Here is a 25,243-nt window from a genome sequence, read left to right as displayed (position 1 = left end):
GGTTAGCTCCCTAGGAGTTGGATGAGTGTGTTGTAGACCCGGATGCCCCGAGGCGTCGGCTTGACGCGCTTGTAGCGACGATCCAGAGGGTCCTCGTAGGTCTCGATCAGACCATGGCCGGGAACAATCTCGGCCTTGCCCTTGACCACCAGCTTGCGCTGCTCGCTCAGAGCTTCGATGTTGCGGGAGATCGGCCCACCATCGCCGAGGCCGGCGCGCTGAGCGTACTCTTTGATGGTCAGCTCTGGCTGCGCAACGATGTGCAGGAACAGGCTGATCTGTTGGGCCTGCATTTCAGCGTTCAGCTTCCTGAACTCGTCTATGAAGGCGATGAATTTGCGAGCCGTCTTGTTCTCGACCCCTCGCGAGACAGTGGCGTTCATTGGATAATTCCTTCCGCAGTGATAGGTACGTTGGTGGTGTTAGTCCAAGTCCGCATCTACTGCAACAGCGGAGGCACCTCCTCGTGCCCCCGCCTTACGCAGCCCCTTTGTGATCCGCCTCCCTGGCGGCAGCTTACCGGATGCGCTCTTCGAGCAGTTCTACCGGGTAGGCGTTCAGTTCGTTGATCCCCATCTCGACGAGCGGGGCAGGCGCGGGGACCTTGATGATCCCAATGCCGCGCCGGCTGGCCTGATGCGTAAGCCAGTGTCCGTCGCGCAGGGTGCCGGTGATCGGATCGTCCATAAGCTCGAAGGCACCCGGCATGTTCTTCGAGAAGTAACCAAGCACCGTGTCGAACCCTTCAGGCACGTCGGGACTGGCATAGGGGTTGTTCGGTACTTCCGCGCTGACCCCCGGCGCGGCGATGCAGGTATTCTCAAGAGCTAATGCAATACGGTTGAGGACCCCGAGGAGCGCGTCGACTTTCTTTATTTCCATTTTTACTCAATTCCCTGAGATGTTGCCTGTATGTACGCCCCTTCGGGGGGCTCCTAGGCGGTTCACGATTTCGTGTCTACGGCTTTGGTATCCAATTTGGACAGTGAGCGGCTGGCCTCCAAGACAGCGCGCTCGACGCGGCGATAGAACGGGGCGGTTTTGGGCGTGTCTGGCTTGCCATTCAGAGTCACTGTGGTTTTTTGGCCACCCCTGTTGATGGAAATCCGTTGCGCCGCTTCAAGCACCTTGAGGTGCCTCAGCACGGTGGTCCTCGGCAGGCTCGTCGCGCCGGCCAGGGACGTGATATTCATCGGCCTGCCTTGGTAGTCGCCAAGCCGCACCGCCATCAGAACCACGCTGACCTCGGTGTTATGATCTAGGTTCTTTATGGCTTCCTGAATGTCGAGCATCATCTCGATCAGGATACAACGTCTGGCCCTCTCCTTTGGCGTATTAGTTGGCATGTACTGTGATCCTCCGGTTCGGGGTCCAGCGTTAGCAATAACTAATGTCGACCCCTGATGGTTGCTGGCGTCTCAACTCATGGTTAAGCGGCTTCGAGGTGATATCGCGCGTACTTCTGGCCGGTCGGGTCGATCTTCATCTCGGTGACGATCTTGTGGCCGAGGCGCTTCAGTTCGAGGACGCGGGCCGGCAACTGGCGGCAGCGCAGGACGCCCTGGGCTTCGAGCGAGGTGATCGCACCCTTGCGGCGCAGCAGATCGAGGACCGACTTGGTCATGGGCGCGGTCGGCTCCTTGGCCGGCGCTGAGACGAGCTGCAGCCGCTCCTTCGGGAAGTACCAGCAGTCGGTGCGCTTGCCCGGCTCGAAGCCGTCGAGCAGTTCGAGGTTCTTGTAGCCGAAGCCGTTGTGGCCGGCTCCCAGGTCATCGCATTGGACGAGATAGAGGGTGGCGTAGTGGCCGACGACGGTGCCGCGCTGGCTGCCGTTGAAGTTGACGATGGAGCCGAGGGCGATGCTGAGCTTGGTCATGTGGTCTCCGATTGATTTGTGGAACAATTGTAGAACGAATGGGCGATAGGTTTCAATTCCTATCGTACAATTTGGACGAATTGTCGCGACAGCTTGTACGATCAGTGGATAAAGCGGCTGCCGACCACCTCCCAATATTGGCCGCAGCGGGAGCGGCGCTTGGTGAGCCGGGTGCCGAAGACGGAGGGGCGGAACTTGTCGCTGTAGTCGCGCATCCAGGCGTGGGCCTTGCCTTCGGTCAGGAACTGTTCGTTGATGTGGTGCATGGGATTGCCTCAGGTATCGGGTTCGGTTTTGACCAGCCACCAAGCGGTGAACAGGCAGATGAAGGTCCAGCCGGCGAGGGCGAGCTGGAGGGATTGCCAAAGGGTCACGCGGGCTCTCCCAGGAGGGCGAGCGCCGGGTAATCCTTGGTGCCGCCGTAGTCGTAGGGATCGCGCCCTGGCGGGTAATTGCGTTCGCGCTTGACGCACACGATCACCTCGACCGACACCACATTGTTGCGGACGAAGACCGGCGCGCGGTGCAGGGCCTTGTGGGCAGCGTCGACCGCCCCCATGGCCTCATAGGCAGGGTCCAGCAGATCACCGTGGCCGCGCAGATCGCCGTCGCGGTTGCGGAACCACACGCGAGACTTGAAGAGCATCAGGCGACCCTCCAGGCGTCCAGGCGGATGGCCTTGTGGCGCACCTCGACCTTGCGGCGACCGCCGAAGATGCGAGCGACCAGCAGGCAGGCCTTCCGGGACTTGTGGAAGCCGAGCAGCGTCCGGCTGCCGTCTGGATGCTCGTTGTGGAGCAGCCACTTGTTGCCCTTGTCGGTGGGCTCGGCCAGCTTCTGGCAAACGAAGGTCGTCATGGGTCACCTCAGGATGAAATAGAGGGGGATCAGGATGGCGAAGGCGGCGAGCAGCGTCAGGAAGAGGCCGGTCATGCGGCCACCTCAAAGCAATCGCTCATGTATCGGCGGCGGAACCATGCCTCTTCGGCAGGCACCGGCTCGCGGTGTGTTTGGTCGACCACGAACCCGTCGCGGTAGACGCAGAAGTGGCGCGAGACCATCACGAGGTAGGTGGTCCCTGGCCGGGCCTTCTCGCGGTGCCAGCGAAGGAACCCGAGGGTGCGGCGCGTCGGGAACACGGTCGGCTTCCCCCACCGGATGCCGAGCGCTCGACCGGCCTTGACGACATGGTGGAAGTAGGCAGCGCCGCGCCAGTTAGGCCCGTAGTTGCCAGCCTTGCGGAGGCTGTCGAAGGCATCCCTGAAGGGAACACCAGCGATGACGGCGAGGGCGGTTGGACCGCACACCGGCTCACTGGCAGGACCGACTGACCCTGCGCGGACAGGGATGGTCATTGGCCGGCCTCATTCAGCTCGAAGACCGCGCGGTTGATGTCGGCCTGTTGGTCGGTGGTGGTGATGATTTTGGTGGTCCGCTTGGTCCACCCCTTGTCGCGGTACTCGTCGCGCTCGCTCTCGACATCCTCGCGGTCGTAGGAGCCGAAGGCGATCTCCCAAGGGTCAGTCGGATAGACCGCCCGAATGAGCAGCGTGTAGTAGGTGCGCGGTTGCTTGGTGCGGGCCATTTCAGGGCTCCCTCAGGGTCTTGATGAAGAACCACGCGCAGCCGCCGATCAGGGTCGACCAGAGGATGGCGGCGAGTAGGGTTTCGGTGGGCATGAAGGGTCTCCGATGGTTTGCCCGAGCGGCACCGGCTGGCCCTGGAGGTAGCCAACCGATGCGCTCAGGGAACTAGTCCCTTGTAGGAGGTGTTAGCCGATGACAAAGCCCGAGGTGTCGCGCTTGGCCGGACCCTTGGCATAGAGCCCGACGATGACGCCGGAAGGGTCAGTGAAGCGCATGTCGGTTTCGTCGCCGTCGATGACCGGGCGGCAGATGGACGCGCCACCCAACTGCGCAGCAAAGAACGTCTCAGGGCGCGTGGTGTATTCGTCGCGCTGCGCCTTGGTGCGGAAGACCACAGCCACGTTAGCGCCGGTCTCGCGGGCCGTGGTCAGGATGGCGTCAGCATAGCCGACATTCGCCATCGAATAGGACAGGGTCAGGCGGTAGTTGGCCGGCAGCGACCGATAGGCGCGCTTGTAGACCTTGGTGTAATCGTAGAATTGCACCTCTGGGAAGGCTTCGAAGATGGACCCGAAGCGGCTGCCGTCGCGGTAGCAAGGGTGCGCAACCTCCCATTGGATGTCAGAGGTGCCATTCAGGCGAACCGCTGGTTTCACGCCGCGCTTGTCACAGTAGCGAACGAAGGCGGCAACATCCTTGACCAGATCGGCCATGAACGTGGCGCGGTCCCTGAAATAGCGTTGCGTCTTGGCGATGCGAGCGTTGACGATGGAGGAGAACATGCCGGCGCGGCCAGCCTTCGAAAGGCAGCCCATTTCACAGCCAGCTTGTTGTGCCATCGGGCAGACGTTGCCAAGCAGCGACTGGGAGGCCGGCGCTAGGTACATGATGGCCGTTTCGTAGTTGCCCAACTTGTCGCCCTTGATGGTCTTGGCGTTGCCACCGGAGCGGATGGTCTTGGACTTGAACATGGTAGCGGTCCCGTTTGAGGTTTGAGCTTGTCAATCCCCTACGTTGTCGGACTAGGTCCCTTAGAGGATGGATAAGCTCACACTTATCGCGCCGCCCGGTTCAACCTTTCGGTCTTGCCACTGCGTCAGTTGCTGTCCACCTAGCTCTTCTGCTTTCGCTCTAGGCTCTTTGCTCGCAACCGTCCCGGTTATGCGCGCCTCCCGGTTCCGCACCGGTCTGGCCTTTGTTTCCGCTGTAAGGTCGAAGGCCCGGAGGCCTTGCCGTGCGCCGAGGTGGTGTCCCCGGCCCCTTCGCTTTCGCTTCGGTGATCAATATGTCTCATATCCGGATTAGATACGCAAGCGGAGATATCGAAAAAACGACAGATAGGGTGCATTTTCATGCTAACCCTTTGAAATCACTACGAAACAAAATTCGAAGAAATCGCTAGATTTGGCCTTTAGGTCCCTTTTAGGAGGCTTTTGGGGACCTATTGCGGGCTCCGAAATAGGATCACGACCACCGAAACGACCATGAAGGCGAGACATGCTGCGCCGACCATGTCGCCAGATCGCCACCGCTGCCACCCTGCCAACGCTAGGACGCCGCCGAGACCACCGAACGCCACCGCTATCCAATCCATTGCTGCCACCCACAGGAAACCATGCGCGCACCCTTACGCGCGGAGCTAGAGACAACGCAAGGCGTGACCCATGGTGACCCTAGCGTGTGGCTAGGGCAAATACACCGATTGGCAGACAAGCGCGTAAACATAGCGCCACCCTTGCCGCACCTTATGCCGCGCCTTCGATGCACCTAGCGCCACCGAATGAGCGCCTTGCAAGGGTCCAAGCGATGCACAATCCCCACGCAAGCTAGGGAAATCAAGGGCTTGAGCCCATGTTGTGGCATAGGCTGTGACATGGCAGCCATCGCGCGCGGTCTTAGTCGCGCATCGTGCGTCCCATGCGGGCGCGGATTGATGAGGGGTACGGGGGGTCTAGGCGCGTGCCTGTTATCCGATGGGTCGCTCGGAAATTTGCACCAAATATTCCGACCCCCTAACTATTCCCCATGATGACTCAGAGGTTCGAGCTGAAGAGAGACGACAAGGGCTGGTCGGTGGTCGACCGGCACACCGGGGAGCCTGCTGAACCTGAGGGCCGCCCTGCGGTGGGCCTTGAGCTGGCCTACGCGACCGACCTCGCGATCATCCTCAATGCCTCCGACATGAAGCGACGGATCACCCGAGGGCATATCGTATGAGCTTGCACTGGTTCTCCCCACCGGTCCCCATCAAGGTCCGCGTCGGGCTGACCCTGAACGTGTCGAACGTCGAGGCAGCCGGCGCTGAGTTGCTGAGGTTCACCAAGAAGGGAAAGCACTGGCGACGAGCGGTCGAATGCGTGGTCGCCTTCGGGGAGGGGCAAGCCTCCGTGGCTGACGTTAGGCGCACCTTCAGGCTCGCCGCTAAGGAGGAGGGGGTCCTGATGCCTGAGGAGGTCTCCTGAGTCCCTGTGCCCCCTCGGCCACCTCCAGGGAGAACTCTGGGGGGCCTGAGGGATGCTATCAGGTGTCACTTAGGGCTACCCTGAGGGGCTACCTACGGTTCCTATCAGGTGTCACCTTAAGGGGAACCATCGGGGATAGTCCTAGTGGGGGCCTTTGTGGCTTGTGGGGTCTACAGAGCGAACCGAGGGGGCGACCGAAGAGAGCCACCGAGGGCGTTCTCCATGAAGCGGGCCAGCTCGGCGTCGAGCAGCTCCTGCTTCCTCGTCTCGACAGCCACCTTCGTGTTGCGAGCCATCCATTCGATCCAGTAGGCGACACAGCCGGCCACAGCATCGAGACGGTCGTCATGAGCTAGGGCTCCCCGGTTCTTGGTGATCCGGGTCATCTGGTAGAACAGCCGGTACTTGTTGACCTCGTCGGTCGGCAGGGCAGCCGTGCTGTCGTAGTCCCACTCGATCACCTTCGGATCGACCACCAGACGGTGCTGGTTCATGATCGGCTCCAGGGTGTCGATGATGCGGGCCTCCTTCTGAGCCTTGGACCACTCGGCGTCCTCGATCAGGACCGGATAGCGGAGCTGGGCTCGGGCACGAAGGAGCTGGGCGAACATGCCGTCGCCGTAGTTGGGCTCGACCTTGATGACGTTGACGCCTTGTTCCTTGGCGCAATCCAAGATCTGATCCAGCACCTTGTCGTCGTAGCCGTGGCCGCGAGCGCCACCGACCGAGGTGAGGTAGAGGATGCCGTTGAGCATCTTGACCACAGCCCAGGCCGTCTCGTCCTTGCCTCGGCCCGAGGGGTCGACGAACATGGCCGAGCCGTCGTAGTCGATGAAGTCCTTGTCGGTGAAGATCGGGCGGTGCAGCCGGTCGCCGGGCAGCCCAATCATGGGCAGCTTCTCGATGACCTGTTCCGGCCCAGAGCCCCACACGACCTCTCTTGGGGCCTTGCGAGGGTTAAGCCCCATGATGATCAGGTCGGACAGCTTCAGGGGGAACCTGTCCTCGTCCGAGAGGCTGGTATCGAGGTAGAACTGGAGGGCGAAGCCTGAGCGCCCGTAGGACATCTCACGCTCGTTCAGGTCGATGTCGGTGAACCGCTGGGGATCGCTCGGGCCACCCACAAGGTCGGGCCTGAGGTCCAGCTCACGGCCAATCATCGGGGCCAGCTTGGAGCCGTACTTGGCGCGGCGCTCCTCGTCGGGATAGCGAGCCGGCCAGATGCGGCAGACATAGCCACGGTCGGGCAGGAGGTTGTAGATCGACTGCTCGGTCTGAGGGGTGCCCAAGTAGATGATGCGGCCACCCGGCGACAGCACCGCGTCGAACTCCTTGATCTGCTCGGAGAGCTTCTCGCGCTTGAGGTGGGTGTCGGAGTTGTTCGGGACCTCGATATCGTCCGCGATGATGACGTTGGCGCGCGAGCCGGCGATCTGCGAGGTGATGCCCAGGGACTTGACCGAGGGGCTGTGCGAGGCGCGGGCAGGGCCGACGTCGAAGGCGACCTTAGACTGGCGCTGATCAGCCGTGGGCCTCAGGAAGGCCAGCAGCTCCATCTCGAAGATGAGGCGCATGGTGAAGGTTGAGAAGTCATCGGAGCGCTGCTTCGAGGCCGAGATGACCAGCACTTTGGTCTGGGGGTCGCAATAGAGCAGCCAGCAGACGAACGCCGAGGTGACCCAGGATTTGCCGACGCCACGGAAGGCTTCGATGATGAGGCGCTTCGGGCCGTGCTGGAGGAAAGAGGCAATGTCGTACTGGACCTTCGTGGGGTCCGGCAGATTGAGGTGTTTCCACACGACGTAGAGGAAGTTTCTGAAGTCGCGTAGGGGGTCGTTCCGCGACGACAGCGAGGTCGACGCAGAGAGGGTCTGCTTGGTCATTCAATCCTTCAGGAAAGGGGGCGGGGAGGGCCACCAGCGCGCGCTGCGAGCTTGGGGCATCGGTGGGTCGCGATGGACCTAACGAGCGCTGGTGGGCGTCCCTGTGGGTATGCTTAGGTGGTCATCGCGATGAGTTCAGCGTCGGTGAACGTCTTGTTCGCCTGGATCGAGAACTTCTCGACGATGCCGTTGAGGGCCTTTGCTCCAGAGCCGTTCGACCCGAGGACGAAGTGCGTCGCGGCGGGGGACAGGATGCCTCCCGTCCGACTGACCGGGGTCTGGCCGTTGACGCAGAGCTTCATGTTGCCAGAGGCGTCTAGCCAGCCGGCAACCTTGTTGGTGACACCGAGGCCCGGCTTCCAGTCCGGTCCCGATATGAGGCTCACAGAGGCACCGAAGGTCACGGTGTTGCCGGTGCCGACCTGACAGTTGGTCACGCCGTCCGAGACGAACAGACCGTTGCCGGACTGTGACGTGGCGCTGGAGCCTTGCCAGAAGAAGGCATAGGCACCCTGAATGATCGACCAGAGGGGACCAGCGTCGGTGTTCAGCGCCCACGGCGTCTCGTGGAAGATCGTGCCGAAGGAGGTTCCGAGCTGGATGGCGTAATGCTCGGCTGGGATGTCGAGCCCGCCGATCTGGCCATGGCAGGACACAAGGTCGACCGCATAGCTGTCACCGGCCTTGCCCTTGAAGGTCAGGACCGGATTGGTGACATTGGCCGTGGCGATGAGGACGCGCTTGTAGCCGGTCGTGCCGATCTGCGCGGTGACGTCGGTGTAGGTCGTGCCGTCAATCGAGAGGTTGAGCGGGCCGGGCCCCGTGAGGCGCTTGATGTAGACCTCAAGGACGCGGTTAGCGACCGCCGCAGTGGTGGCCTGATAGATGCGCGCATCGTCAGCCGTGAAGGTGATCGAGGAGGCAGCGTTAGCCGTGCCGTCTGCGCCCGTCTGGTTCTTGAGCGCCGAGGCCCCGACGTCCTTGGTCCAGACCGCATTGGAGAGGTCGCGGTTCCAGAGCCCCAGCGTCCCGATGTTGGCGTACATGATCGCACCCCTGTCGGAGCGCCGCATGCCTTGAGCCGAAGTCGACTGGAGGGTGCCGTCAGCCTTCGGGATGAAGCAGGCCTGGACGACGCCGCTGTCGCGGAAGAACCGACCGTCGTTGGTGTTGCTGCCGTAGGGCTGGGTGCCGCCCTTGTAGGTGTTGGCGACGAAGTCCAGTGCGTACTGGAACGACGTCATGGGGTCGACGACAGGGGCGAGCGCGACCGTGGAACTAAGCAGGACGTTCCGCAGGACGGCCCGAAGGTCGACCCGCGAAACCGCCTTGATGTGTGCCATTAGTCGAACAGGTCGACCACGACAGTGCCGGACGTGAAGCCGCCCGTCTTGACGCCGATACGGAAGTACCAGGCCGAGCCCGCAGAGCCGGTCTGCTCAGCCGGCGCGGTGAAGCTTGCGACGTCCAGCCAGTTGGTCGAGCCGTCCTTGGACCGCTGCAGGACCACGGTCGCCACGAAGGTGCCGCTGATCGAGATGTCGAAGGAGTTGCCCGGCTGGATCAGCACAGGGTTCGTGAAGGTGTTCTGAGCCGTGATGGCGGTCGACATTAGTTGTAGCGTTCCTGATGTTCTGAGCCGTCAAACGGCAAGTTGGCAGCGATGTCGTTCACGACCCTGTTGGTGCCGGGGGCGACCGTCGTGCCGGTGTGCTTGAGGAAGTTCAGGATGACGTTCAGGGACGCCGCGTCGGGCGTCACCTTGACCGCGTCTCCGGTCTCCTTGTCGATGACCGTTCGGCCATCCGTGAGGATCGTCTTGAGCTGCTCAGCGAACGTGTCGAAGAGGTCGCTCAGGGCGTTGATATCGGTCTTCATTCCTTGTCCTTTCGGAGCATCTCGCGGGCCTTGGAGGTGATCTGAACAACAAGCCAGATCGTGCCCAGGATCGGAGCGATCAGGGCTGCGCCGTCAGAGGCCGCGTGAAGCCACGGGAGCCAGACAGGGCTCGATACTGCGGAGACGGCTACCGCAGCAGTGGTGGTTTCCACGGAGGTGGTTCCTGTGATTAGAGCGAGGGTCACAGCTCAGTCGCCCATGCCCAGAGGCTGTCGATCTGCTCTGCGTTGATGGAGAAGAGGGCACCAAGGCTGTCGACCAGCGGGTGCGTCCGCTTGAAGTAGGTCGCGTATTTCCACTCGACCATTCCAGCCGGATCGTTGACCAGCTTGATGTCGACGTCGGCCTCGTGAATGCCGAGGGTCAGCAGGGTCAGCCTGAGCTGCCTTGGGGTAATCTGCGGCATCGCCTCACGAAGCTCTTCCACGGTCGGCCCAGCGGGGGCCTGGAAGGTGCCTTCGGAGTAGACGAAGCCGATTTGTGGGTTTGCCGTGGCGGGCACCAGAGCGCGGCCCGGGATGGTGAACCCCGGGACCGCCTCAATGATGTTCTCGACCACGTTGCCGATGAGGACGGCGTAACGTGCCATAGGGTGTTTCCTTATGCGTAGATTGAGACGCGGACTTCGCCGCGAGCGCCCGCAGCGAGATTGCCGCCGCCACCAGCCGGTGCAACACCAGCCGTGCCTGCAGCACCATTGCCGCCATTGCCGCCAGCGCCACCGAGGTAGCTGGTGCCACCAATGCCGGTGCCGTTGCCTGCGCCGCCACCACCGCCGTAGATGGTAGAGCCGCCGTCGCCGCTGGTGCCGGTGCTGCTGTTCACGGAGCCACCGCCGCCGCCACCGCCAAAGACGGAAGAGCCGCCATCGCCACCAGCAGAGCCAGTCGAGGCCACGCCAGGAGCCCCAGAAGGACCGCCGCCGCCACCGCCGTTGCCGCCCCTGGAGGAGAAAGCGCCACCGCCACCGCCGCCGAGGCCACCGTCGCCTGCCGCGCCACCTTGACCAGAGGTGCCAGTGCCGCCCCTGCCACCGGCAGAGTTGCAACCACCGCCACCGCCACCAGCGAAGCCAGCGCCAGAGTTGCCAGAAGCTCCACCGCCACCGCCGTAGGCCGTCAGAGAGCCAAAGCTCGACGTGCCGCCAGCCGTGTCAACAGCGCCGCCTGCACCAACGATTACCGTGACCGAGGAAGGAACTAGGCCTGCCCGAAGCTCGGCGCGGATGTAGCCACCACCACCACCGCCTCCACCACGGGAGCCAGAGCCGCCACCACCGCCGCCGCCGAAGACTTCGACGATGATCAGGGCGTTGGCCGAGATGCCAGCCGGCTTGTTCCAAGTGCCCGAGGCCGTGAAGGTCTGGACAATCGGGTCCATGCCGGGACCCTGAGGGCCAGTGTCGCCCTTGGCACCAGTGGCACCAGCGGCACCCTGAGGGCCGACCGGGCCGACCGGGCCTTGCGGACCCTGAGCGCCAGTGTCGCCCTTGACGGCGAATGGGGACCAGTAGGTCGCGTTGGTCGGGAGCTGGCCGGAGATCGCGACGATGCACTGGTAGGAGCCGCCAGCATAGCTGACGACATCGCGCGGCACGTATGCAGTCGCCGCCGAATATGCGCCCTTCCACGCGAAGCCGGGGCCGGTCGGACCCTGAGCGCCTGCGGGGCCTACGGGACCAAGAGCGCCTTGGGTGCCTTGGTTGCCCTGCGGACCAGCCGGACCAACGGGACCAGCGGGACCCTCAGGTCCAACCTCACCCTGGACGCCCTGGGGACCCTGGACGCCCTGAGGGCCAGCGCCAAAGGCAACGCCAGTCGACCAATCGCCGGAAGCGTTCGAGAGCTTCCAGTACATGAGCCCCTCGTCGAGCGAGAGGTAGGCGAAGCCTTGAGGCTGCGTGTCATAGGCTGCACGGTCAGTGCCGGTGCCGAACGCATTGGGGTTGAAGGACGGGCCGATGATGCCCTGCGGGCCTTGCGGACCCATGATGCCCTGGGGACCCTGCGGGCCAATCGGACGACGCGGGCCGACCTCGCCAATCGGACCCTGGACACCCTCGGGACCAACCGGACCTTGCGGGCCGGGATCACCTTGGGGACCCTTGTCACCCTGCTCGCCCTTGGGCATGTCAGCGGACGTGAAGGGGCGGAACTGGCCGTTCTCGTCGAAGCCCAGGACGTTGTTCTTGCGGGCCTCAATCGAGGGGAAATTGAGGATGACGCGGCCTGCGTCACTGTCTGGCGCGGAGAGCGTACCGGACTGCATCAGGACCGCGATGTCGGCGCTTTCCTGGCTGACGTAGATCGCCTGCAGGGCCTGCCGGTTGAGGTCTTCAGCGCGCAGCGAGGAGCCGTTAGCGATGGTCACCAGCGGCGGCTTCGGGGTCTCGCGGGCGATCTTGATCTTGGTGCCGTCGAGCGGCGCTACGTCGAACCTGAGCTGGAACGGGCCGACCCAGGTGAAGGAGCCCACGGCGACGTCATCGACGTAGACCTTGACATGGTTCCGGTCGAGGTAGCCGAAGTCGAACGTGAAGTCGCGCGTCGACCCATCGCCGTCATAGACGACGAAGGACAGAATTGGTGAGGTCATTGGTTTCCTTGAGTGGAAATGCAAAAGGCCCCCGGTGGTGAACCGAGGGCCTCGTTGAGGGGGTGCTTAGTGGTTAGTCTCGGGCAGCCCGTTCAGGCATGCCGTTGATCCAGCCATTGAGGCCCATGACGATGGGCAGAGCGTTGCCGAACATGAGGACGCGGGAGACCTTGCGGGCCTCGTCCTGCGACCACTCATGGTCCTTGAAGGCACCAGCCACCGCTTGGCTTGCTTGGTAGAGGTCGTCGAGGCCACCAGTGGTCGGATTGCCCAGCCACATGTTGCTCGCCTGACCAGTCGTGCGGGTGTACGAGAACAGCGTGTCCTGGCCGGTCATGCCGAGGCCGGTGTCGACGAGCATGGGGATGATCGAGGACGCGCCGGCACGGGCGAAGGCTGCAGCAGCGAGGTTCTTGGGGTTCAGCCGCTCTTCGAGGAACTTGTCCCCGTCCGAGCGCATCATCGCCTGTGCCTTCATCTGCATGATGTAGCCGGCAGCCGCGAAGGCCGTGGTCATGACGAGCTGGTGGGCAGCCATGACGTCCCTGAAGGCGAGCGACTTGAGGGTCTGCTTGCCATAGGAACCGACCATGAAGGTGCGGAACTGCATCAGGGCCTTGGCCAGCGGATGGGACATCCACATGGTCATGTTGCCGATGTCGTTCTTCTGGATCACCTGACGGCTCAACCGGTGGGCAGCCGAGATGAAAGCCTCGCGGGCCTCCTTGTCAGCCCACTTGTCGAAGTGTGCGCGGGTCACCTTGCGGCCTGTGATGAAGCCAACCTCATGCTCGAAGTTGCCCTCGGTCGTGAACATCTTCATGACCCTGTCGGTCATGTCCTTGCTCAGGCCCAGGTCGGCCAGCCGCTTGGCTGACATGCCCTTGCCACCGTTGTGCGCCATGTCCGAGAACTTCTGCACGATGGCCTTGGCCGTCCACCGCTCCAGCATGACGTTGGCCTGGGTCAGCCCCGAGACTTCGGAGGTGATCCTGTTGGCCTTGTTCAGCTTGTTCTCGATGAACTGCTTCCAGCTCGCCTGGGGTTCCCCATGGAAGCCATTGGAGAACTCGTCGATCCGGTAGTCAGAGGTGTGCAGCAGCCGGTCAGCGCCAACGCCCATGATCGCCTCAACATCGTTGCCGAGGCCGGACTTCAGGAGCGATTCCCCGTCGTCCGTGATCACGCGCCTGAGGGCAGGGGCCTGCGAGAGCGCAGCCTTCCAGCCGAGGGACGCGATGGGCGAGCCAATCTCCGAAATCTGAGCGAAGCCGACTTGGTTCATGATGCGCGAGAAGTTGTACTTCCTGACCATCCGCAGGAACCAGCCAGTGCTGGTGGCCTCCATGTCGCTTGTGGGGCGACCGAGGATCGAGGCGTAGGCGTACTCCAGGCGCTTCACGCCGGCAGCCGCTTGGGCCTTGGTGATCTTGCCAGCGGAGATGAGGTCAGCGTTCTTCTGCTTGACCTTGGTCATGTAGGAGGCGAACTCCTTGTCGCTGGTGAAGCCGTTGATCAGCAGCTCGCCAGTCTGGGGGTCCTTGAAGCGATACCGGGCGAGCGCCACGCGGCCCATGCTGTTGCGCATGTAGCGGGTGAAGTTCTGCCGGGCGTCCGTGACCACGAGGTCAGAGATGCCGAGACCACGCTCGTTCATCACGCCTTGCTTGTTCATGACGTTCGGCATGGACATCTGTTCGTCCAGCAGCAGGCGGGCCTTGTTGTGGCCGTCCCTGCCGGCGTCCTCGGCCGACTTCTTGGCGAACTCGAAGCGCAGCGCCTCGGCATCCTTGGGGTCGAGCCCATAGTGGCCCTCCAGCATGTCGACGAGATTGTCGAGCTGGTCGGCGCTGAGGATGTGCGAGGTGACGTCTTCCAGGCCGTGGGCGCGGTCGACGATGGCGTTGGTGAAGGCCTTCGCCGTGCGTTCGATCAGCTCGTCCTTGAGGCCGGTGTCAGCCGACTTCATGGCCCTGCCGATCAGGGTGACGATAGGCTCGACGCCGAACTCATTGACGGCTGCGATGATCGCCTCGCTGTTCCAGTAGCGCGGGGAGTAGTGGGGGTCAGACGGTATGCTGTCGGTGCCCAGGACCGCGCGGCCCTCGATACCCTCGCGGGTGAACGGGTTCTGCTGAAGCTTGAGCGCTTCGGCGTACAGCTCGGCATGCTTGTTGCCAACCTTGACCACCGCAGGGTCGTAGCGTTCTGCCCGGCCAGGGCGACGGTCAGTGATGTAGGCGTGGATTTCGTCGTTGAAGTTGCGCTCGATCTGAGCCTTGTTCAGGCCCTTCTGACGCTTGGCGTAGTCAGTGAGCTGCGGGTTGTAGGTCTGCGCCTCGGTGATGCGATGCTCGTCGAAGAGCCGCGCCATATCCTCCGAAGCAGCGATAGCGTTGACCGCTCCGTTGGCCTTGCCGGTGCCGTCCTGCACGAGACCAGCGCCAGCCTTCACGAGGACGTTGCTGTCCTGCTGGAGGCGGGCCGAGAGGTCGGGTCGGATCGAGCCGAAGGCGGTCTTGTCGAAGTCACGCTCATCGAGCAGGCCGAGGCCTTTCTCGTCTAGGAACGGCTGGTCGACCGAAGCCTTAGCCGCACCCACGGAGCCCGGCTGCAGGACACCCTCATGGGCCTCTGCGGCGTTGCGTCCGGCGCGCTGGAGCTGGGCTCCTTCGAACACGGTGTCGGGGCGACCGAAGAGGTGACCCACAGCTCCACCCACGCCAGCGCCGAAGACGGTCGCGGCAAGAAGATCTGATTGGGAGACGTTCGGGTTGACCGCAGCGTTGAGCGCCACGGAGGCAGCGCCACCAGCGGCACCAGCCATGGCCCCCTCAAGGACCCTGCCGAGACGCCTAGCGCGATTGCCAATGACCAGCTCAGGGGCGACCGTGGATGCCATTACGTCGGCACCAAGGGCCACCGGATCGAGGATCGAGTTGGCGATCTTGAGGAAGCCACCAGAGAAGCCGGCGTTGGCCAGCCTGACGTTGGCATCCCAGTCGGCCTTCACGCGGCCCAGGTTGTCCTGATAGTCGGCCTCAGAGACGCTGGCGAGGCGAGGAGCATAGCGCTCGATCTCGGACGCCGGGACGCCACGCGCCTCCAGATCGGGACCAAGACGCTTCTCGTCCAGGGACCAGTTCTCGTCGGGGGCGAGCTGCTTGTTCTGCACAGCCAGCCAGGGCAGCGTCTGCTGCGTGTTGTAGGCGTCCTTCTGGAGCTGCCACCAGCCGGGCTCGGCGGTCTCAACCTCAGAGCGCGGGGTGTTGGTGCGCCACTCAGGGACCTCAACGGAGGTCACGCCAATGTCAGCCGAGCCGGTCGACGGTTCGCCGGGCGTTGAGGGGCCATTCAGATATGCGCCCTTGCGACGAGCAAGGTGGTCAGCACGGGGACGTTCCCAGAACTCCACGAAGCGAGCAGCGGCGTCAGAGGACGATCCTGCAGCCAGGACGTGGTTCCAGGCGGATGCCTCGGAGGAGGTGTTCTCCTTCATGAAGAAGTCGAGCTGCGTGTCGAGGTCCGTTACCGACTTGCCGTTGTCGCGGGCGTAGGCTTCGAGATTGGCCTTACGCGGGCCGTTCCACTGAGCGAGCCCGACCGCGTTGCCGTTGTCACCAACAATGTCAGTGTTGAAGCCGCTCTCGTCGCGCCAGTTCATCGCAACGCCCTGGGCGACGTGCGTTGGCACCCCGCGCCGTGTAAGGCCCGCGATGACTTGTGCTTCTGTAACCTTCATTCAGAGAGGCGTCCTTGTGGTTGAAATGGAAAGGCCCCCGGTGGTGTGCCGAGGGCCTGAGGGTTAGTTGCTGGCGCGGGGGCTCTGCGGTGGCATGAAGCCGTTGTCGTCGTAGACCGGCCCATCCTTGCGGACGCGCTTGCCGAGCTTCTTGATGACCGGCTTGCCGCCAGCCTCAGGGACCGTGACGTCGAACGTCTCGCGAGTCTTGGGGTTGACCCAGACGTGGCCGTTGCCGTCATCAGCCTTGGCGCGCACGAGGCCGTGGAGCTTCGCAGCGCCGTGGACCGAGATGTCGTGAGCGGCCTGAGCGTCAGCCGTGGCCTGCATGTTGTTGCCGCGCTGCCGGATCGTCGCGAGGGAGACGAAGAAAGGCTCACCCTTCTTGTCGTCCATGAGCGGCTGCCCGGTGTTCTTGTCGGTGAGCATGAAGCGGCCACCAGACCGGTTGAGGTCTTGGATCGGCATGATCGTGATGTCGCTCTTGCTGATGTCGTGGTCGGTCAGCACCCCAGGGTTCTCCGTGACGAAGTCCCCAATGATGCCGTCGAGGGCTGCCTGATAGTTGTCCGGCAGGGCCTTGCTGTTCATCTCCAGCAGCGTCCCGTTGTAAGTGATCGAGTTGCGCTTGACGCTGTCGATGGCGACCGTGACCGCCTTGTCCTGATCCACGCCGCCGCGCACGAGGCGCTTAGCGATGGACGACACGCGCTGCTGGGCAGCAGCCGAGTTCCAGGGGGTGAGGTTGCTGAACCAGCTCATGATGCCGCCCTGCGACGTGATGGTCTTCACCGAGCGGTCGATCTTGTCGTTCTGCTCGCGGGTGAAGTTCAGGCCATCGACCTGTACCGGCTGCGAGGTCCGCACAGCGAACTCCAGGGCAGCCTGATCCGACATCTGGCGACCGTCCTTACCGGTGAGGTCGTCCTTCGCGACCATGAAGCTTTCCATGAAGTCGCGGTCGGGCTCGTCGAGGTAGGACATGTAGGTGTTCTTGGAGGTGTTGTAGAGCCACCTCGCCATCTTGACCTTGTCCATCACCAGACCCATCGCGTCGGGGTTCTGGGTCATGTCGACCGAGGCTGCCTTGGCGATGCCAGAGACGACAGACTTCAAGCCTGGATGGTCGAGGCCGGACTGCTGCGACACGCGAAGCTCCCGAGCCATGGTCTGCTCAGGGGTCTCCTTGCTGGTCTGGGCGATCTCCTGCGAGCGACCGAGGTAGCGGTTGAGCGCTTCCTTCTTGATCGTCTCGGCGGGGACCGTCTTCTGCTCGTGGTTATGGTCGAACCAAGTCGTGTCGGTGACCCTATCGAGCTTGCCCTCGGCCAGGAGGGTGTCGGCCTGATGGTCGATGTCGTCAGTCTGGCTCTTGTCGTAGCGGACTCCAACGGCCTTCGCCGCCTCGGCCTTGATCTGCAGGACCTTGTCGCGGTAGGCCCGCTGCGAGGACAGGGACGTCTTTCCAGAGCGTCCGGTGTACTCGGCGTCCAGCATAGCCACGGCGTACTCAGGGTTCGTGGTGGCGATCCTTGAGGCGGCATTGAGGTACTCGTTGTCGAGCGTCTCTTCGTTGGCACCCAGGGAGCCCTTGACGCCCAGCTCGCCGCGCATGGCGTTGAGGTTCGAGGCGAACTTGGCCGGGTCCATGCCGGCGCTGATCCACTGGTTGGCCTTGTCGCTGATGACGGTGAAGGCCGTGTCGACGGTGGACTGGACGGTCCTGTCGTTGCGATATTTCTGCTGCTTGGCCAGCACCGCGGATTTGTAGCCGTCCCAGGCCTTGCCGGCAGCCGCGAGGGCGTTCGGGTCGGTCAGGCCGCTCTTCTCGATGTTCTCTTGGAACGTCTTGGCGAGGAACTCCTCAGGGTTCCCCTTGTCCCAATCGAAGTTGGTCTGCAGCTCTGCATCCGTATCGGCCGCGAGGCTCTCAGCCCACTTGCCACCATAGACCGACTGGCGGGCCGCGTTGGCGATCTTGTCGTCGGTGACCATCATACGGCCCTCGGCGATGTCCTTGCGGGTCTGCGCCAAGGTCTGGCCGGCGATGTGCATCTGGAAGGCAGCGTCGTCTTTCGCGCGCTGTTCCTTGGACGACTTGCCGGTCAGCCCAATGAGGTTGCCGGCGCTGTTCGAGAAGGCCCCAAGAGCGTCAGCCAGACGGAACAGGTTCTCGTTCTTGGCCGGCTGCGGCGGTGGGGCGTAGGTGTCGGACTGCATGGGCGCGGGCTGCAGCCGAATGTTGGCCTGCAGGTCCGGTGCCTGAACTCTTCCTTGTGCCATTATGCGTACCCCTGTGCCTTGGCTCTCTGGTAGCCACCGTAGGCATCGAGACCGCCACCGAGGATGCGGATGGCAGCGTCAGCGAACGACGGCTTCTGGCCCTGCTGGACCGAATTGATGCGACCCTCGGCCTGAGCCTGGGTGGCGTCCATCTCGCCTCGGAGATAGTCCGCGTTCATCTGGTAGTTGTTGTCGAGGGTGCGCTCGTAGCGACCCTGCTGCCCGTAGTAGTCGCCGATCAGGGCGTTGACAGACAGGCCAGTCACGCCAGCCTCGCCGGCTGCAACCTCTGCCGTGGCCCTGCCGCGCATAGCTTCCGTCTGGAGGTTCTGGGTCTCCTGGGAGGCAGCCTTGCGTTCCTGTAGGGCGCGGTTCTGGTTGCTCGAGTAGCTGTTGACGGCAGCCTTGTTCGCCGCCTCGCGATTGTTCTTGTAGTACTGCTGCTGCGCCTCAGCCTGCTGCGACTGTGCGGCGAAGCCAGCGACGGTGCTGGCAGCGGACAGGGCGAACTGAGCGACAGCCATTCCGACTGCGCCAATGCACATCGTTATGACCTCAATCTTGCAAATTCGTGGAAGGGACGCTTCTCGACGCCGAACTCTTCGTGGGTCCTCAGGAACGAGAAACCCATGCGCCTGAGCCAGCGGATGTGGAGCGTGTTGCGCGCGTCGATGTGGTTGCCGAGCAGGGGGCGAACCCGGTGCAGCCTCTTCAGCCACTTCGGGGTCATCGTGAGGAGGTCTCGGCGGTATTTCAGGATGGCGGGTGTAGAGACCATCCAGACGATCCCGAGGTGGGGATTGCCGTTGACTGGGTCGATGCCGAAGAGCCCAAAGGGTTCCCCGTTCGGCTCCACGCCGGCCCACACATAGTTGCCGTTGGTGAACAGCGGCAGAGCCGCCTCAGGCGTCATACCCAAGGCGGCTTGTATTTCGTCTCGATCTGCGGCCCTCAAACGCGGGGCCAGGAAGACTGCGTCGGCCTCCTTGGCCCTGCGAATGGTGATCATCAAATCCTTTGCGATTTCTGGACGTAGTTGCCGATCCACTCTGCGGAGAGCAGGCAGGCCGGGAGGTAGCTGTCGTTCACGATCTCGACGGCGACACGGTCGTTCTTCGACAACAGCGGAACCCTGAAGGCCCCGTCATTGAGGTTGACCACGTCGACCATGTTGTTCGGGTCCCCCATGAGCCTGCCCATCGAGAAGTAGGCCCTGGTCTCTCGCGCCATCGGTGTGACCTCGACGCGGAAGTAGGCCGACTTGGAGAACTGGATCAGGAGCTGCAAGAGCTGCAGCCGACCCTCGGTGATGACCGAGACGCCACCCGAACGGCTCTCCTGGCGGATGAAGATCGTCGAGAGCCTGTAGCGCATCTCGTAGTTCGTCCCGAAGTAGAGCGAGACGCCCCTCAGGTCGCCCTGGAGGACCACCAGCGTGGGAGTGCTGGACACGATCTTGATCTCCAGACCCGGCTCCATGACCTTGACCGCATCGCCGGCAGTGACGCACACGTATGCGTCCGTCGTGATGTCCTCCGTCATCGAGATGGTGGTCTGATCTGAGTAGGGGTCGTAGGCTCGGCCCACGCTCGCGTCGATCCTGAAGCGTTGGTCGAGGTTGACCACGAAGCGCATGTTGGGGTCGACACCACCGGGCTGGATTTCCATGACCTCAATGTGCGCCGTAGCGCCGCGATTGATGATCATGATGAGCTGGCTGTCGATGAAGTCGATGTCGAGGATTGCCGTCACGCCGGGGAACGTCCACCTGGACCAGCTCGCCTGGAGCTGCTGATCATTCGACCAGTAATATTTGTAGACGTAGAGCGCCGTTGGGTCATCCTCACACTGCACCACAAGGATGTCCTCATGGGTCGATCCAGCGATCTTCAGGGCGGTGCCTGGGAGATACTGAGGGACGTGGCCGGTCGTGTCTGTGGCGTCCGCTAGGCCGGTGTTCACGTCGATCCTGTAGTCGCGGATCATGGTGAACTGGCCACGGTCGACCGGGAAGAAGATCGAGTTGCCGGCGCGCACGGGGCGAGCCACACGGGACGCCTGGAAGGACGTCGAGGGGCGGATCGAGGCCGTCTTCGGGGTCAGCAGCTCGTTGCCCATGAGGGTGAACTGCGTCTGGTCCGCGAACAGCACCAGCCGGTCGGACGCTGCCACGGCACTGCGAAGCACCGAGACGCCGTTGTCCGTCGCCGCCACGTCGATTGGATCATCGTCGAGGAGCGCCGTCGCGGTCGAGCGCCAGTAGTCGTAGAAGGACCCGGCTCGAGAGAGGATCACGTTCTCGTCGGACAGGAACCCGAGGCGGTTCTTGAAGAACAGCAGCTCGTTGATCGTGTTGCCCACGAAGGATGGTCCCGGCGCGATCTTGTCGTCACCGCATTTCCGTAGGTCCCAATCGGCAGCCCGGAAGGTGAACGTGCCGTCAGCCTCGCGGACGAGGACGTGGGGCATCGTGTCTGCCTTGAGCGCCTTCATGATCCCCGGCTTGGGGATTTCCCGCCACACGCCGATGGAGCTGTTGGCGTCCTGCCGGTCGAACCGGACGTAGTAGTTGTCGAACTCGGTTCCGACTGAGCCGGTCACCTCAATGGCAACATCGTCCTCGCAGTAGGCTGGCAGATCGGCGAAGTCCTGCACCGTCTTGCGCATGGCCTTCATGGCGTTGCCGTTGTAGCCGTCGTCACAGGCGATGCTGAACTCTGCGCCGTCGTCCTTCTTGACGTAGATCGTCGACTTGAAGACCTTCACGGTCCATCCGTTGGCGGCAATGATGCCGTTGGCCGAGAGCGCCATGTCGGTGGCCTTCCATGTCCAGTTGCCGTTAGCGTGGCCGTTGACGTCTTCCTCCAGCGCGACCGTCTCGCCAGTAGCAAGGCGGCGGGCGATGTAGGAGACATCCACAGCAGGGCTCTGCGCGGCGCTCTGGCCATCCGGCGTCCGGTACTCGGCGACCTTCACGTTGTTGATGGTGATCGTGTAGGTCTTGCCGTAGTTGCCGGCCAGGACGTTGAGGATCGCCTCGCTCGGGGAGACCTGTTCGACCACCGCAGGGTCCATCGCGATGGTGCGGGTCTGGTTGGTGATGAAGGTGAAGTCGCCAACGGTCAGGGCGCGATACGGGGGGCGCTTGTAGACGGCACTGTCGTAGGCCAGATAGCCGAGGCCAGCCGGCGCAGTGACGATGCGTTCCTCGCCGTCGAGGGTGAAGACGCGGATCGAGGAGGGGCTGACCAGAACCTCGTAGCGCTCGAAGGCGTCACGGTTGATGGTGTGGGTGTAGACGTTGCCGGTGACGGCGTCCCCGAGGTTAGCTCTGAGCTGCGTCGGCGGGCGCTTCTTCAGGCCATCAACGATGGTTGAGTAGGCGTTCGTCTGGAGTTCGCCCTGGGTCGCGAGCCGCAAGGCCATAGCCTGCTGACTGACACCGTTGGCGAAGTTGGCGATGGAGCCCGAGACCTTAGCCACTTAGCTGCGGCCCCGGAGCTTGGTCATGAACTGGCTGTCGGCCAGCATGTTCGGATCGGCGCTGTCGATCTCCTCCTGCATCATCGCGGCGCGGGCGTTAAGCTCGTCCTGGGCGCTGTAGGAGTGGGTCGCTTGGTCACCGAAGTACCGGTCTTGGTACTTGCGGGCGGCGCGGATCATGATGAAGAGGCGGGCAGTGGACGGGAGTTCCTCGTAGTCGAGCCCGAGGACCCAATCGACCGTCACGGTGCCGGTGAATTGGTAGGTGCGGTTGCCTCTGTCGTAGAGACGCTGGCCGCGCTGCACGGCGTTGGTGCTGGCGCTTTCGCCTGAGGTGTCGACCTTCAGGACGTTCGGGGGAAGAATTACCTCTCCGTTCTGGTCAGGGGTCAGCGGGACGCCGTCTTCCCTGTTGAAGTTCCAGCCAATCGTCTGGACCTCGACCGAGGTAGCCCGAAGGGTATTCATGGCGAGCGAGGCGTCGATCACTTGGTTCTCCTCAAGGGTCGACACAGGGCTCTCAGCACTGGTCGCGAGGATTTCGTTGATCGCCTCAAGCTCTGTCAGTGGGGTCAGGCCGTTGGCCATCGTGCCTCCAGTGGGAGAGTTGAACGAAAAAAACCGAGGCCCCCGTTAGGAGGCCCCGGTTCGTGATGGTGTGGTTGGATTAGGCCGTAGCCAGCTCCAGAGCGCACTCCGGACGGAGCTTGTCGTGACCGACAGCGTACTTGGCGACGATCAGGGTGCCCTGACGCGAGACCATGTATTCGCTCTCGATAGCGACATCGAGCAGCTTGACGGTGCCCGCAGCGCCCTTGTTGAAGATCACGCCGGCAGTGGTCGTGAAGTCGCCCTGGTACTTGGCCGGGCCGGTGTTCACGTTGGTGCCGTTCGGGAGGTTCAGGGACTTGAAGATCGGGATGTCCGCGATCTTGACGACCGAGCCATCCGAGTAGGAGCCCTTGCCGTCCCAGTCCTTGTTGATCACCTTGGTGTTCTGCGCCAGGGCGTAGTACTGCACCGGCTTCAGGGCACCCCAGCGCTCAGCCGGAATGTACTTGCCGTCCAGGGTCGCGGCAGCGTCGAAGAAGGCCGCAGCCATCTTGTCCGAGTCCGTGAGCAGAGCGGCGTTCACGATCTTGCCACCACCCGGCAGGCCGTCGACAACGTTCGTGCCGCGCGAGGCGAGGATGATGGTGCGAGCGACGTTGCGGTCGTAGGCCTGAGCCAGCTCTTCGCCGAGCTGCTTGGTCATTTCCGAGCGGCTGTCGAAGTGGTTCATCGCCTCGTAGATGTTAGCGGTGAAGTAGTCGGTCAGGAGCAGATCGTCGATGGTGATGACGCGCTCGTTGAACTTGGCGACCGTACCGAGGACCTGATCGCCAGGGGTGTGGTAGCGGGCACCCGAGGTGCGGCCCGTGACCGGGAAGGAAGCGGACTTGCCTTCCGAGATGTTGCGGACCATGTGCTTGTCGGCGAACTCGACCGTGCGAGCGAATGCCGTGAGGATTTCGCCGGTCGCGACCTTGACGAAGTTGGCGGAGACGTCGCCGACGCCGTTGGCCTGACCGAGAGGAGAAACGATGCCAGGATTGGCCATGTGTGTATTCCCGTGGTTGTTCTGAGGTTTGCGCGGACCTCGGAGCAGCACTGGAAGCTTCATTGGGATTGTCCGGCTTCCACACCCTCAGGTGCGGTTGGCGGGTCTCCAAGTTGTCTTCTGGTGAGACTTCCTTGGTTCCTTGATCACCGCCTAAAGAGGGGTGTGATCTGTCAGAACAGGGCGTCGGGAAGCGGCCATTTGCACCGCATATTGTGTTGTGCTAAAGTTGTTGGGTGGCTTGAGGTCGGCATCTGAAACATCAGAGCTTGACGGGAGGTAGGAACCGTAGCCCTACATCAGGCCCGCGCCTACGCTAACACCAGCAAGGAGCTGATGTTGCGCTTTCTATTTTGTGGATGCTCTCCGGGCTGGCAAGGCACGGAGGTCGAAAGTGGTGGAAACCATCACGCACGGCATTCAGGTAATCGCAGACTTGGCGACGATCCTGATGTTTGTAGTTGTTCTTCTTAGCTAGGGTGAGGGGGCGTGTCGAGGATGACGCGCCCCTTCCCATATCAGTGGGAGAGGCTGTCGTAGAAGGCGATGAGGCGCTTGCCGCAGTCGGTCTTCTCGCTCTCCGATTTCTTCAGAGCGGCGATGAGGTTCATCACGCGCTTCTTGGTCATCACGCCGGCAGAGGGCGGGGCAACCTGAGTGCTGAAGCACACCCGCAAGTCAGCGGGCAGCTCCGGGTAGGAAGGCGCGACGATCCTATTTCCAGAGGTCGCGCAACCGCTCAGTGTCAGTGCCACTAAGGCAGACGCTGTCGCGATCTTGAAGCGTGTCCACATACTGGTTCAGCTCGTCGATTTTGGTGGTGAGGGCGACCTGTCGTTTGGCCGCTTCGGTGGCGAGGATGGCGTCCTGCTGGCGCGCGTCCTGCTCGTTCTTGAGGTTCATTTCGGCGACCCTCAGGTTTCCCTGGAGGAGGGCCATCTCGGCAGCATGTTTGCTGTCCAGGCGACCCTTGCCGTAGATCACCCCGACGAGGGTGAGGACGGCGAGCAGTCCGGCGATCCACCCGTATATGCGGGGTATGATGGTCCGGTCTCCTGTCCGTTGAAGAAGTTCAGGAAGCGCCGATAGTCCATGTGGCCGACACCTACATAGGCCCCGTAGAGAGAGCCAATGAGCGCCAGTGAAGATGCCACGGCGGCGGTCCCTTGGTTGGTGTAGAGGCTGTAGAAGGCGAGCCCCCAGGCCAGCCCGGTGTTGCCGAGCAGGAACATCTTGGAGGTGCGCCTGCTCGACTTGGTGATGGTCACTTGTAGGCCGCCGCCCGAAGAGCCTTCTCGAAGTTCAGAGCGATCTGGCCGATCACGGCTGCCTTGTCGGTGCCGTTGATGATGCGCCGCGCTGCGGTGAACTCGCGGAGGTCTTCCACGTCAGCCTCGTCAATGCCATCCATGTAGTCGGTGAGTTTCTTGCCCGTGAACCAGCCTTGCTCCATCCCGGTGAACAGGATCGGCACGGCGTATTTCGGGTCCATGACGAGGTCAGGGTTCTTCAGGAAGTCCACACCGAACACGGCAGAGGCCTTCTTGTAGTTGTAGTCCCAGGTGAGCTGGACATAGCCGCGACCGTAGAAGGGCCAGTAGCGGAGGTTGGCTTTGCGCCACGCCTCGGCGTTCTTGATCCAGTTCGCCTCTTTGACCGGCTGCATCGTCCGACCGGTTTCCCAGTAGGGCGTCGCGAGGATGTATGCGAGACGATCAAGGGGTGTCCTGCGTCTCTCGGCTTCGTCGAGAATGAGTTCGAACCCCGCAACCTGTGAGGGCTGCAGGGCTCCATATGCTTGACGAACGCCGGCATAGAAAGCCGAGCGGTTCAT

Annotated in this window: 28 protein-coding genes; 1 reads left to right on the top strand and 27 read right to left on the bottom strand. The window is 62.8% G+C overall.

What is annotated here, in order from left to right:
• Window positions 1–2 precede the first annotated feature (2 nt).
• The 10 genes from FJ424_RS10040 to FJ424_RS10000 form a co-directional block, all read right to left on the bottom strand.
• On the bottom strand, window positions 3–383 hold the full coding sequence (locus FJ424_RS10040) for a MarR family winged helix-turn-helix transcriptional regulator (protein WP_140651109.1): 381 nt from the start codon (window positions 381–383) through the stop codon (window positions 3–5).
• A gap of 133 nt (window positions 384–516) precedes the next feature.
• A complete protein-coding gene (locus FJ424_RS10035) occupies window positions 517–882 on the bottom strand; it encodes a hypothetical protein (RefSeq protein WP_140651106.1) in 366 nt (121 codons plus the stop codon).
• A gap of 62 nt (window positions 883–944) precedes the next feature.
• Window positions 945–1,346: a hypothetical protein gene (locus FJ424_RS10030; protein WP_140651103.1), complete on the bottom strand. Its 402-nt coding sequence runs from the start codon at window positions 1,344–1,346 to the stop codon at window positions 945–947.
• Window positions 1,347–1,429: 83 nt separating this feature from the next.
• Window positions 1,430–1,876, bottom strand: a complete 447-nt coding sequence (locus FJ424_RS10025; RefSeq protein ID WP_140651100.1) for a helix-turn-helix domain-containing protein — start codon at window positions 1,874–1,876, stop codon at window positions 1,430–1,432.
• 101 nt (window positions 1,877–1,977) lie between these two features.
• Window positions 1,978–2,142: a hypothetical protein gene (locus tag FJ424_RS33570; protein ID WP_181181961.1), complete on the bottom strand. Its 165-nt coding sequence runs from the start codon at window positions 2,140–2,142 to the stop codon at window positions 1,978–1,980.
• 104 nt (window positions 2,143–2,246) lie between these two features.
• Complete coding sequence (locus FJ424_RS10020) at window positions 2,247–2,522, bottom strand: hypothetical protein (protein ID WP_140651098.1); 276 nt, start codon at window positions 2,520–2,522, stop codon at window positions 2,247–2,249.
• A complete protein-coding gene (locus tag FJ424_RS10015) occupies window positions 2,522–2,734 on the bottom strand; it encodes a hypothetical protein (RefSeq protein ID WP_140651095.1) in 213 nt (70 codons plus the stop codon). The genes FJ424_RS10020 and FJ424_RS10015 overlap by 1 nt, the downstream gene beginning before the upstream one ends.
• A gap of 71 nt (window positions 2,735–2,805) precedes the next feature.
• Window positions 2,806–3,231, bottom strand: a complete 426-nt coding sequence (locus FJ424_RS10010) for a hypothetical protein (protein ID WP_140651093.1) — start codon at window positions 3,229–3,231, stop codon at window positions 2,806–2,808.
• On the bottom strand, window positions 3,228–3,461 hold the full coding sequence (locus FJ424_RS10005; protein ID WP_140651090.1) for a hypothetical protein: 234 nt from the start codon (window positions 3,459–3,461) through the stop codon (window positions 3,228–3,230). Before FJ424_RS10005 ends, FJ424_RS10010 begins: the two co-directional genes overlap by 4 nt.
• Before the next feature lie 186 nt (window positions 3,462–3,647).
• Window positions 3,648–4,433, bottom strand: a complete 786-nt coding sequence (locus FJ424_RS10000; RefSeq protein WP_140651088.1) for a hypothetical protein — start codon at window positions 4,431–4,433, stop codon at window positions 3,648–3,650.
• Between the two features lie 1,242 nt (window positions 4,434–5,675).
• Here FJ424_RS10000 and FJ424_RS09995 point away from each other — a divergent pair.
• Window positions 5,676–5,924, top strand: a complete 249-nt coding sequence (locus tag FJ424_RS09995) for a DUF982 domain-containing protein (protein ID WP_140651085.1) — start codon at window positions 5,676–5,678, stop codon at window positions 5,922–5,924.
• A gap of 170 nt (window positions 5,925–6,094) precedes the next feature.
• Here FJ424_RS09995 and terL read toward each other — a convergent pair whose 3' ends face one another.
• From terL to FJ424_RS09895, 17 genes are all read right to left on the bottom strand, one after another.
• Window positions 6,095–7,807 (bottom strand): phage terminase large subunit, encoded by a 1,713-nt coding sequence (gene terL, locus FJ424_RS09990; RefSeq protein WP_140651082.1) that lies wholly within the window; start codon window positions 7,805–7,807, stop codon window positions 6,095–6,097.
• A gap of 113 nt (window positions 7,808–7,920) precedes the next feature.
• Window positions 7,921–9,150, bottom strand: a complete 1,230-nt coding sequence (locus FJ424_RS09985; protein ID WP_140651079.1) for a hypothetical protein — start codon at window positions 9,148–9,150, stop codon at window positions 7,921–7,923.
• Entirely contained in the window at window positions 9,150–9,419 is a 270-nt protein-coding gene (locus tag FJ424_RS09980) for a hypothetical protein (RefSeq protein WP_140651076.1), read from the bottom strand. The genes FJ424_RS09985 and FJ424_RS09980 overlap by 1 nt, the downstream gene beginning before the upstream one ends.
• Window positions 9,419–9,685, bottom strand: a complete 267-nt coding sequence (locus FJ424_RS09975; protein WP_140651073.1) for a hypothetical protein — start codon at window positions 9,683–9,685, stop codon at window positions 9,419–9,421. The genes FJ424_RS09980 and FJ424_RS09975 overlap by 1 nt, the downstream gene beginning before the upstream one ends.
• Window positions 9,682–9,858, bottom strand: coding sequence for a hypothetical protein (locus FJ424_RS33565; RefSeq protein ID WP_181181960.1), 177 nt, complete (start codon window positions 9,856–9,858; stop codon window positions 9,682–9,684). The genes FJ424_RS09975 and FJ424_RS33565 overlap by 4 nt, the downstream gene beginning before the upstream one ends.
• Before the next feature lie 29 nt (window positions 9,859–9,887).
• A complete protein-coding gene (locus FJ424_RS09970) occupies window positions 9,888–10,295 on the bottom strand; it encodes a hypothetical protein (protein WP_140651071.1) in 408 nt (135 codons plus the stop codon).
• Between the two features lie 11 nt (window positions 10,296–10,306).
• Window positions 10,307–12,301, bottom strand: coding sequence for a phage tail fiber protein (locus FJ424_RS34310; protein ID WP_181181959.1), 1,995 nt, complete (start codon window positions 12,299–12,301; stop codon window positions 10,307–10,309).
• A 73-nt stretch (window positions 12,302–12,374) separates the two neighbouring features.
• Window positions 12,375–16,043: a phage tail tip lysozyme gene (locus FJ424_RS09940; protein WP_140651068.1), complete on the bottom strand. Its 3,669-nt coding sequence runs from the start codon at window positions 16,041–16,043 to the stop codon at window positions 12,375–12,377.
• A 63-nt stretch (window positions 16,044–16,106) separates the two neighbouring features.
• Window positions 16,107–18,326 carry a hypothetical protein gene (locus FJ424_RS09935; protein WP_140651065.1) on the bottom strand — a complete coding sequence of 740 codons (2,220 nt, stop codon included), beginning with the start codon at window positions 18,324–18,326 and terminating at the stop codon, window positions 16,107–16,109.
• Entirely contained in the window at window positions 18,326–18,850 is a 525-nt protein-coding gene (locus tag FJ424_RS09930; protein WP_140651063.1) for a hypothetical protein, read from the bottom strand. The genes FJ424_RS09935 and FJ424_RS09930 overlap by 1 nt, the downstream gene beginning before the upstream one ends.
• Before the next feature lie 23 nt (window positions 18,851–18,873).
• Window positions 18,874–19,335, bottom strand: coding sequence for a hypothetical protein (locus FJ424_RS09925; RefSeq protein ID WP_140651060.1), 462 nt, complete (start codon window positions 19,333–19,335; stop codon window positions 18,874–18,876).
• Window positions 19,335–21,809: a hypothetical protein gene (locus FJ424_RS09920; protein WP_140651057.1), complete on the bottom strand. Its 2,475-nt coding sequence runs from the start codon at window positions 21,807–21,809 to the stop codon at window positions 19,335–19,337. The genes FJ424_RS09925 and FJ424_RS09920 overlap by 1 nt, the downstream gene beginning before the upstream one ends.
• Window positions 21,810–22,397 carry a phage tail protein gene (locus FJ424_RS09915; protein WP_140651054.1) on the bottom strand — a complete coding sequence of 196 codons (588 nt, stop codon included), beginning with the start codon at window positions 22,395–22,397 and terminating at the stop codon, window positions 21,810–21,812.
• 79 nt (window positions 22,398–22,476) lie between these two features.
• Complete coding sequence (locus tag FJ424_RS09910; RefSeq protein ID WP_140651051.1) at window positions 22,477–23,409, bottom strand: capsid protein; 933 nt, start codon at window positions 23,407–23,409, stop codon at window positions 22,477–22,479.
• 714 nt (window positions 23,410–24,123) lie between these two features.
• Complete coding sequence (locus FJ424_RS09905) at window positions 24,124–24,312, bottom strand: hypothetical protein (protein ID WP_140651048.1); 189 nt, start codon at window positions 24,310–24,312, stop codon at window positions 24,124–24,126.
• 77 nt (window positions 24,313–24,389) lie between these two features.
• Entirely contained in the window at window positions 24,390–24,677 is a 288-nt protein-coding gene (locus tag FJ424_RS09900; RefSeq protein ID WP_140651045.1) for a hypothetical protein, read from the bottom strand.
• Entirely contained in the window at window positions 24,674–25,243 is a 570-nt protein-coding gene (locus FJ424_RS09895) for a glycoside hydrolase family 19 protein (protein WP_210239404.1), read from the bottom strand. Before FJ424_RS09895 ends, FJ424_RS09900 begins: the two co-directional genes overlap by 4 nt.

The sequence above is a fragment of the Mesorhizobium sp. B3-1-8 genome, from assembly GCF_006439495.1.
Lineage (GTDB): Bacteria > Pseudomonadota > Alphaproteobacteria > Rhizobiales > Rhizobiaceae > Mesorhizobium.
This window is presented reverse-complemented; position numbering and strand designations above follow the sequence as displayed.

Excerpts from the sequence above, each read along its gene's own strand:
- FJ424_RS10040 (WP_140651109.1), bottom strand. The coding sequence starts at position 383 with ATGAACGCCACTGTCTCGCGAGGGGTCGAGAACAAGACGGCTCGCAAA.
- FJ424_RS10035 (WP_140651106.1), bottom strand. The coding sequence starts at position 882 with ATGGAAATAAAGAAAGTCGACGCGCTCCTCGGGGTCCTCAACCGTATT.
- FJ424_RS10030 (WP_140651103.1), bottom strand. The coding sequence starts at position 1,346 with ATGCCAACTAATACGCCAAAGGAGAGGGCCAGACGTTGTATCCTGATC.
- FJ424_RS10025 (WP_140651100.1), bottom strand. The coding sequence starts at position 1,876 with ATGACCAAGCTCAGCATCGCCCTCGGCTCCATCGTCAACTTCAACGGC.
- FJ424_RS33570 (WP_181181961.1), bottom strand. The coding sequence starts at position 2,142 with ATGCACCACATCAACGAACAGTTCCTGACCGAAGGCAAGGCCCACGCC.
- FJ424_RS10020 (WP_140651098.1), bottom strand. The coding sequence starts at position 2,522 with ATGCTCTTCAAGTCTCGCGTGTGGTTCCGCAACCGCGACGGCGATCTG.
- FJ424_RS10015 (WP_140651095.1), bottom strand. The coding sequence starts at position 2,734 with ATGACGACCTTCGTTTGCCAGAAGCTGGCCGAGCCCACCGACAAGGGC.
- FJ424_RS10010 (WP_140651093.1), bottom strand. The coding sequence starts at position 3,231 with ATGACCATCCCTGTCCGCGCAGGGTCAGTCGGTCCTGCCAGTGAGCCG.
- FJ424_RS10005 (WP_140651090.1), bottom strand. The coding sequence starts at position 3,461 with ATGGCCCGCACCAAGCAACCGCGCACCTACTACACGCTGCTCATTCGG.
- FJ424_RS10000 (WP_140651088.1), bottom strand. The coding sequence starts at position 4,433 with ATGTTCAAGTCCAAGACCATCCGCTCCGGTGGCAACGCCAAGACCATC.
- FJ424_RS09995 (WP_140651085.1), top strand. The coding sequence starts at position 5,676 with ATGAGCTTGCACTGGTTCTCCCCACCGGTCCCCATCAAGGTCCGCGTC.
- terL (WP_140651082.1), bottom strand. The coding sequence starts at position 7,807 with ATGACCAAGCAGACCCTCTCTGCGTCGACCTCGCTGTCGTCGCGGAAC.
- FJ424_RS09985 (WP_140651079.1), bottom strand. The coding sequence starts at position 9,150 with ATGGCACACATCAAGGCGGTTTCGCGGGTCGACCTTCGGGCCGTCCTG.
- FJ424_RS09980 (WP_140651076.1), bottom strand. The coding sequence starts at position 9,419 with ATGTCGACCGCCATCACGGCTCAGAACACCTTCACGAACCCTGTGCTG.
- FJ424_RS09975 (WP_140651073.1), bottom strand. The coding sequence starts at position 9,685 with ATGAAGACCGATATCAACGCCCTGAGCGACCTCTTCGACACGTTCGCT.
- FJ424_RS09970 (WP_140651071.1), bottom strand. The coding sequence starts at position 10,295 with ATGGCACGTTACGCCGTCCTCATCGGCAACGTGGTCGAGAACATCATT.
- FJ424_RS34310 (WP_181181959.1), bottom strand. The coding sequence starts at position 12,301 with ATGACCTCACCAATTCTGTCCTTCGTCGTCTATGACGGCGATGGGTCG.
- FJ424_RS09940 (WP_140651068.1), bottom strand. The coding sequence starts at position 16,043 with ATGAAGGTTACAGAAGCACAAGTCATCGCGGGCCTTACACGGCGCGGG.
- FJ424_RS09935 (WP_140651065.1), bottom strand. The coding sequence starts at position 18,326 with ATGGCACAAGGAAGAGTTCAGGCACCGGACCTGCAGGCCAACATTCGG.
- FJ424_RS09930 (WP_140651063.1), bottom strand. The coding sequence starts at position 18,850 with ATGGCTGTCGCTCAGTTCGCCCTGTCCGCTGCCAGCACCGTCGCTGGC.
- FJ424_RS09925 (WP_140651060.1), bottom strand. The coding sequence starts at position 19,335 with ATGATCACCATTCGCAGGGCCAAGGAGGCCGACGCAGTCTTCCTGGCC.
- FJ424_RS09915 (WP_140651054.1), bottom strand. The coding sequence starts at position 22,397 with ATGGCCAACGGCCTGACCCCACTGACAGAGCTTGAGGCGATCAACGAA.
- FJ424_RS09910 (WP_140651051.1), bottom strand. The coding sequence starts at position 23,409 with ATGGCCAATCCTGGCATCGTTTCTCCTCTCGGTCAGGCCAACGGCGTC.
- FJ424_RS09905 (WP_140651048.1), bottom strand. The coding sequence starts at position 24,312 with ATGAACCTCAAGAACGAGCAGGACGCGCGCCAGCAGGACGCCATCCTC.
- FJ424_RS09895 (WP_210239404.1), bottom strand. The coding sequence starts at position 25,243 with ATGAACCGCTCGGCTTTCTATGCCGGCGTTCGTCAAGCATATGGAGCC.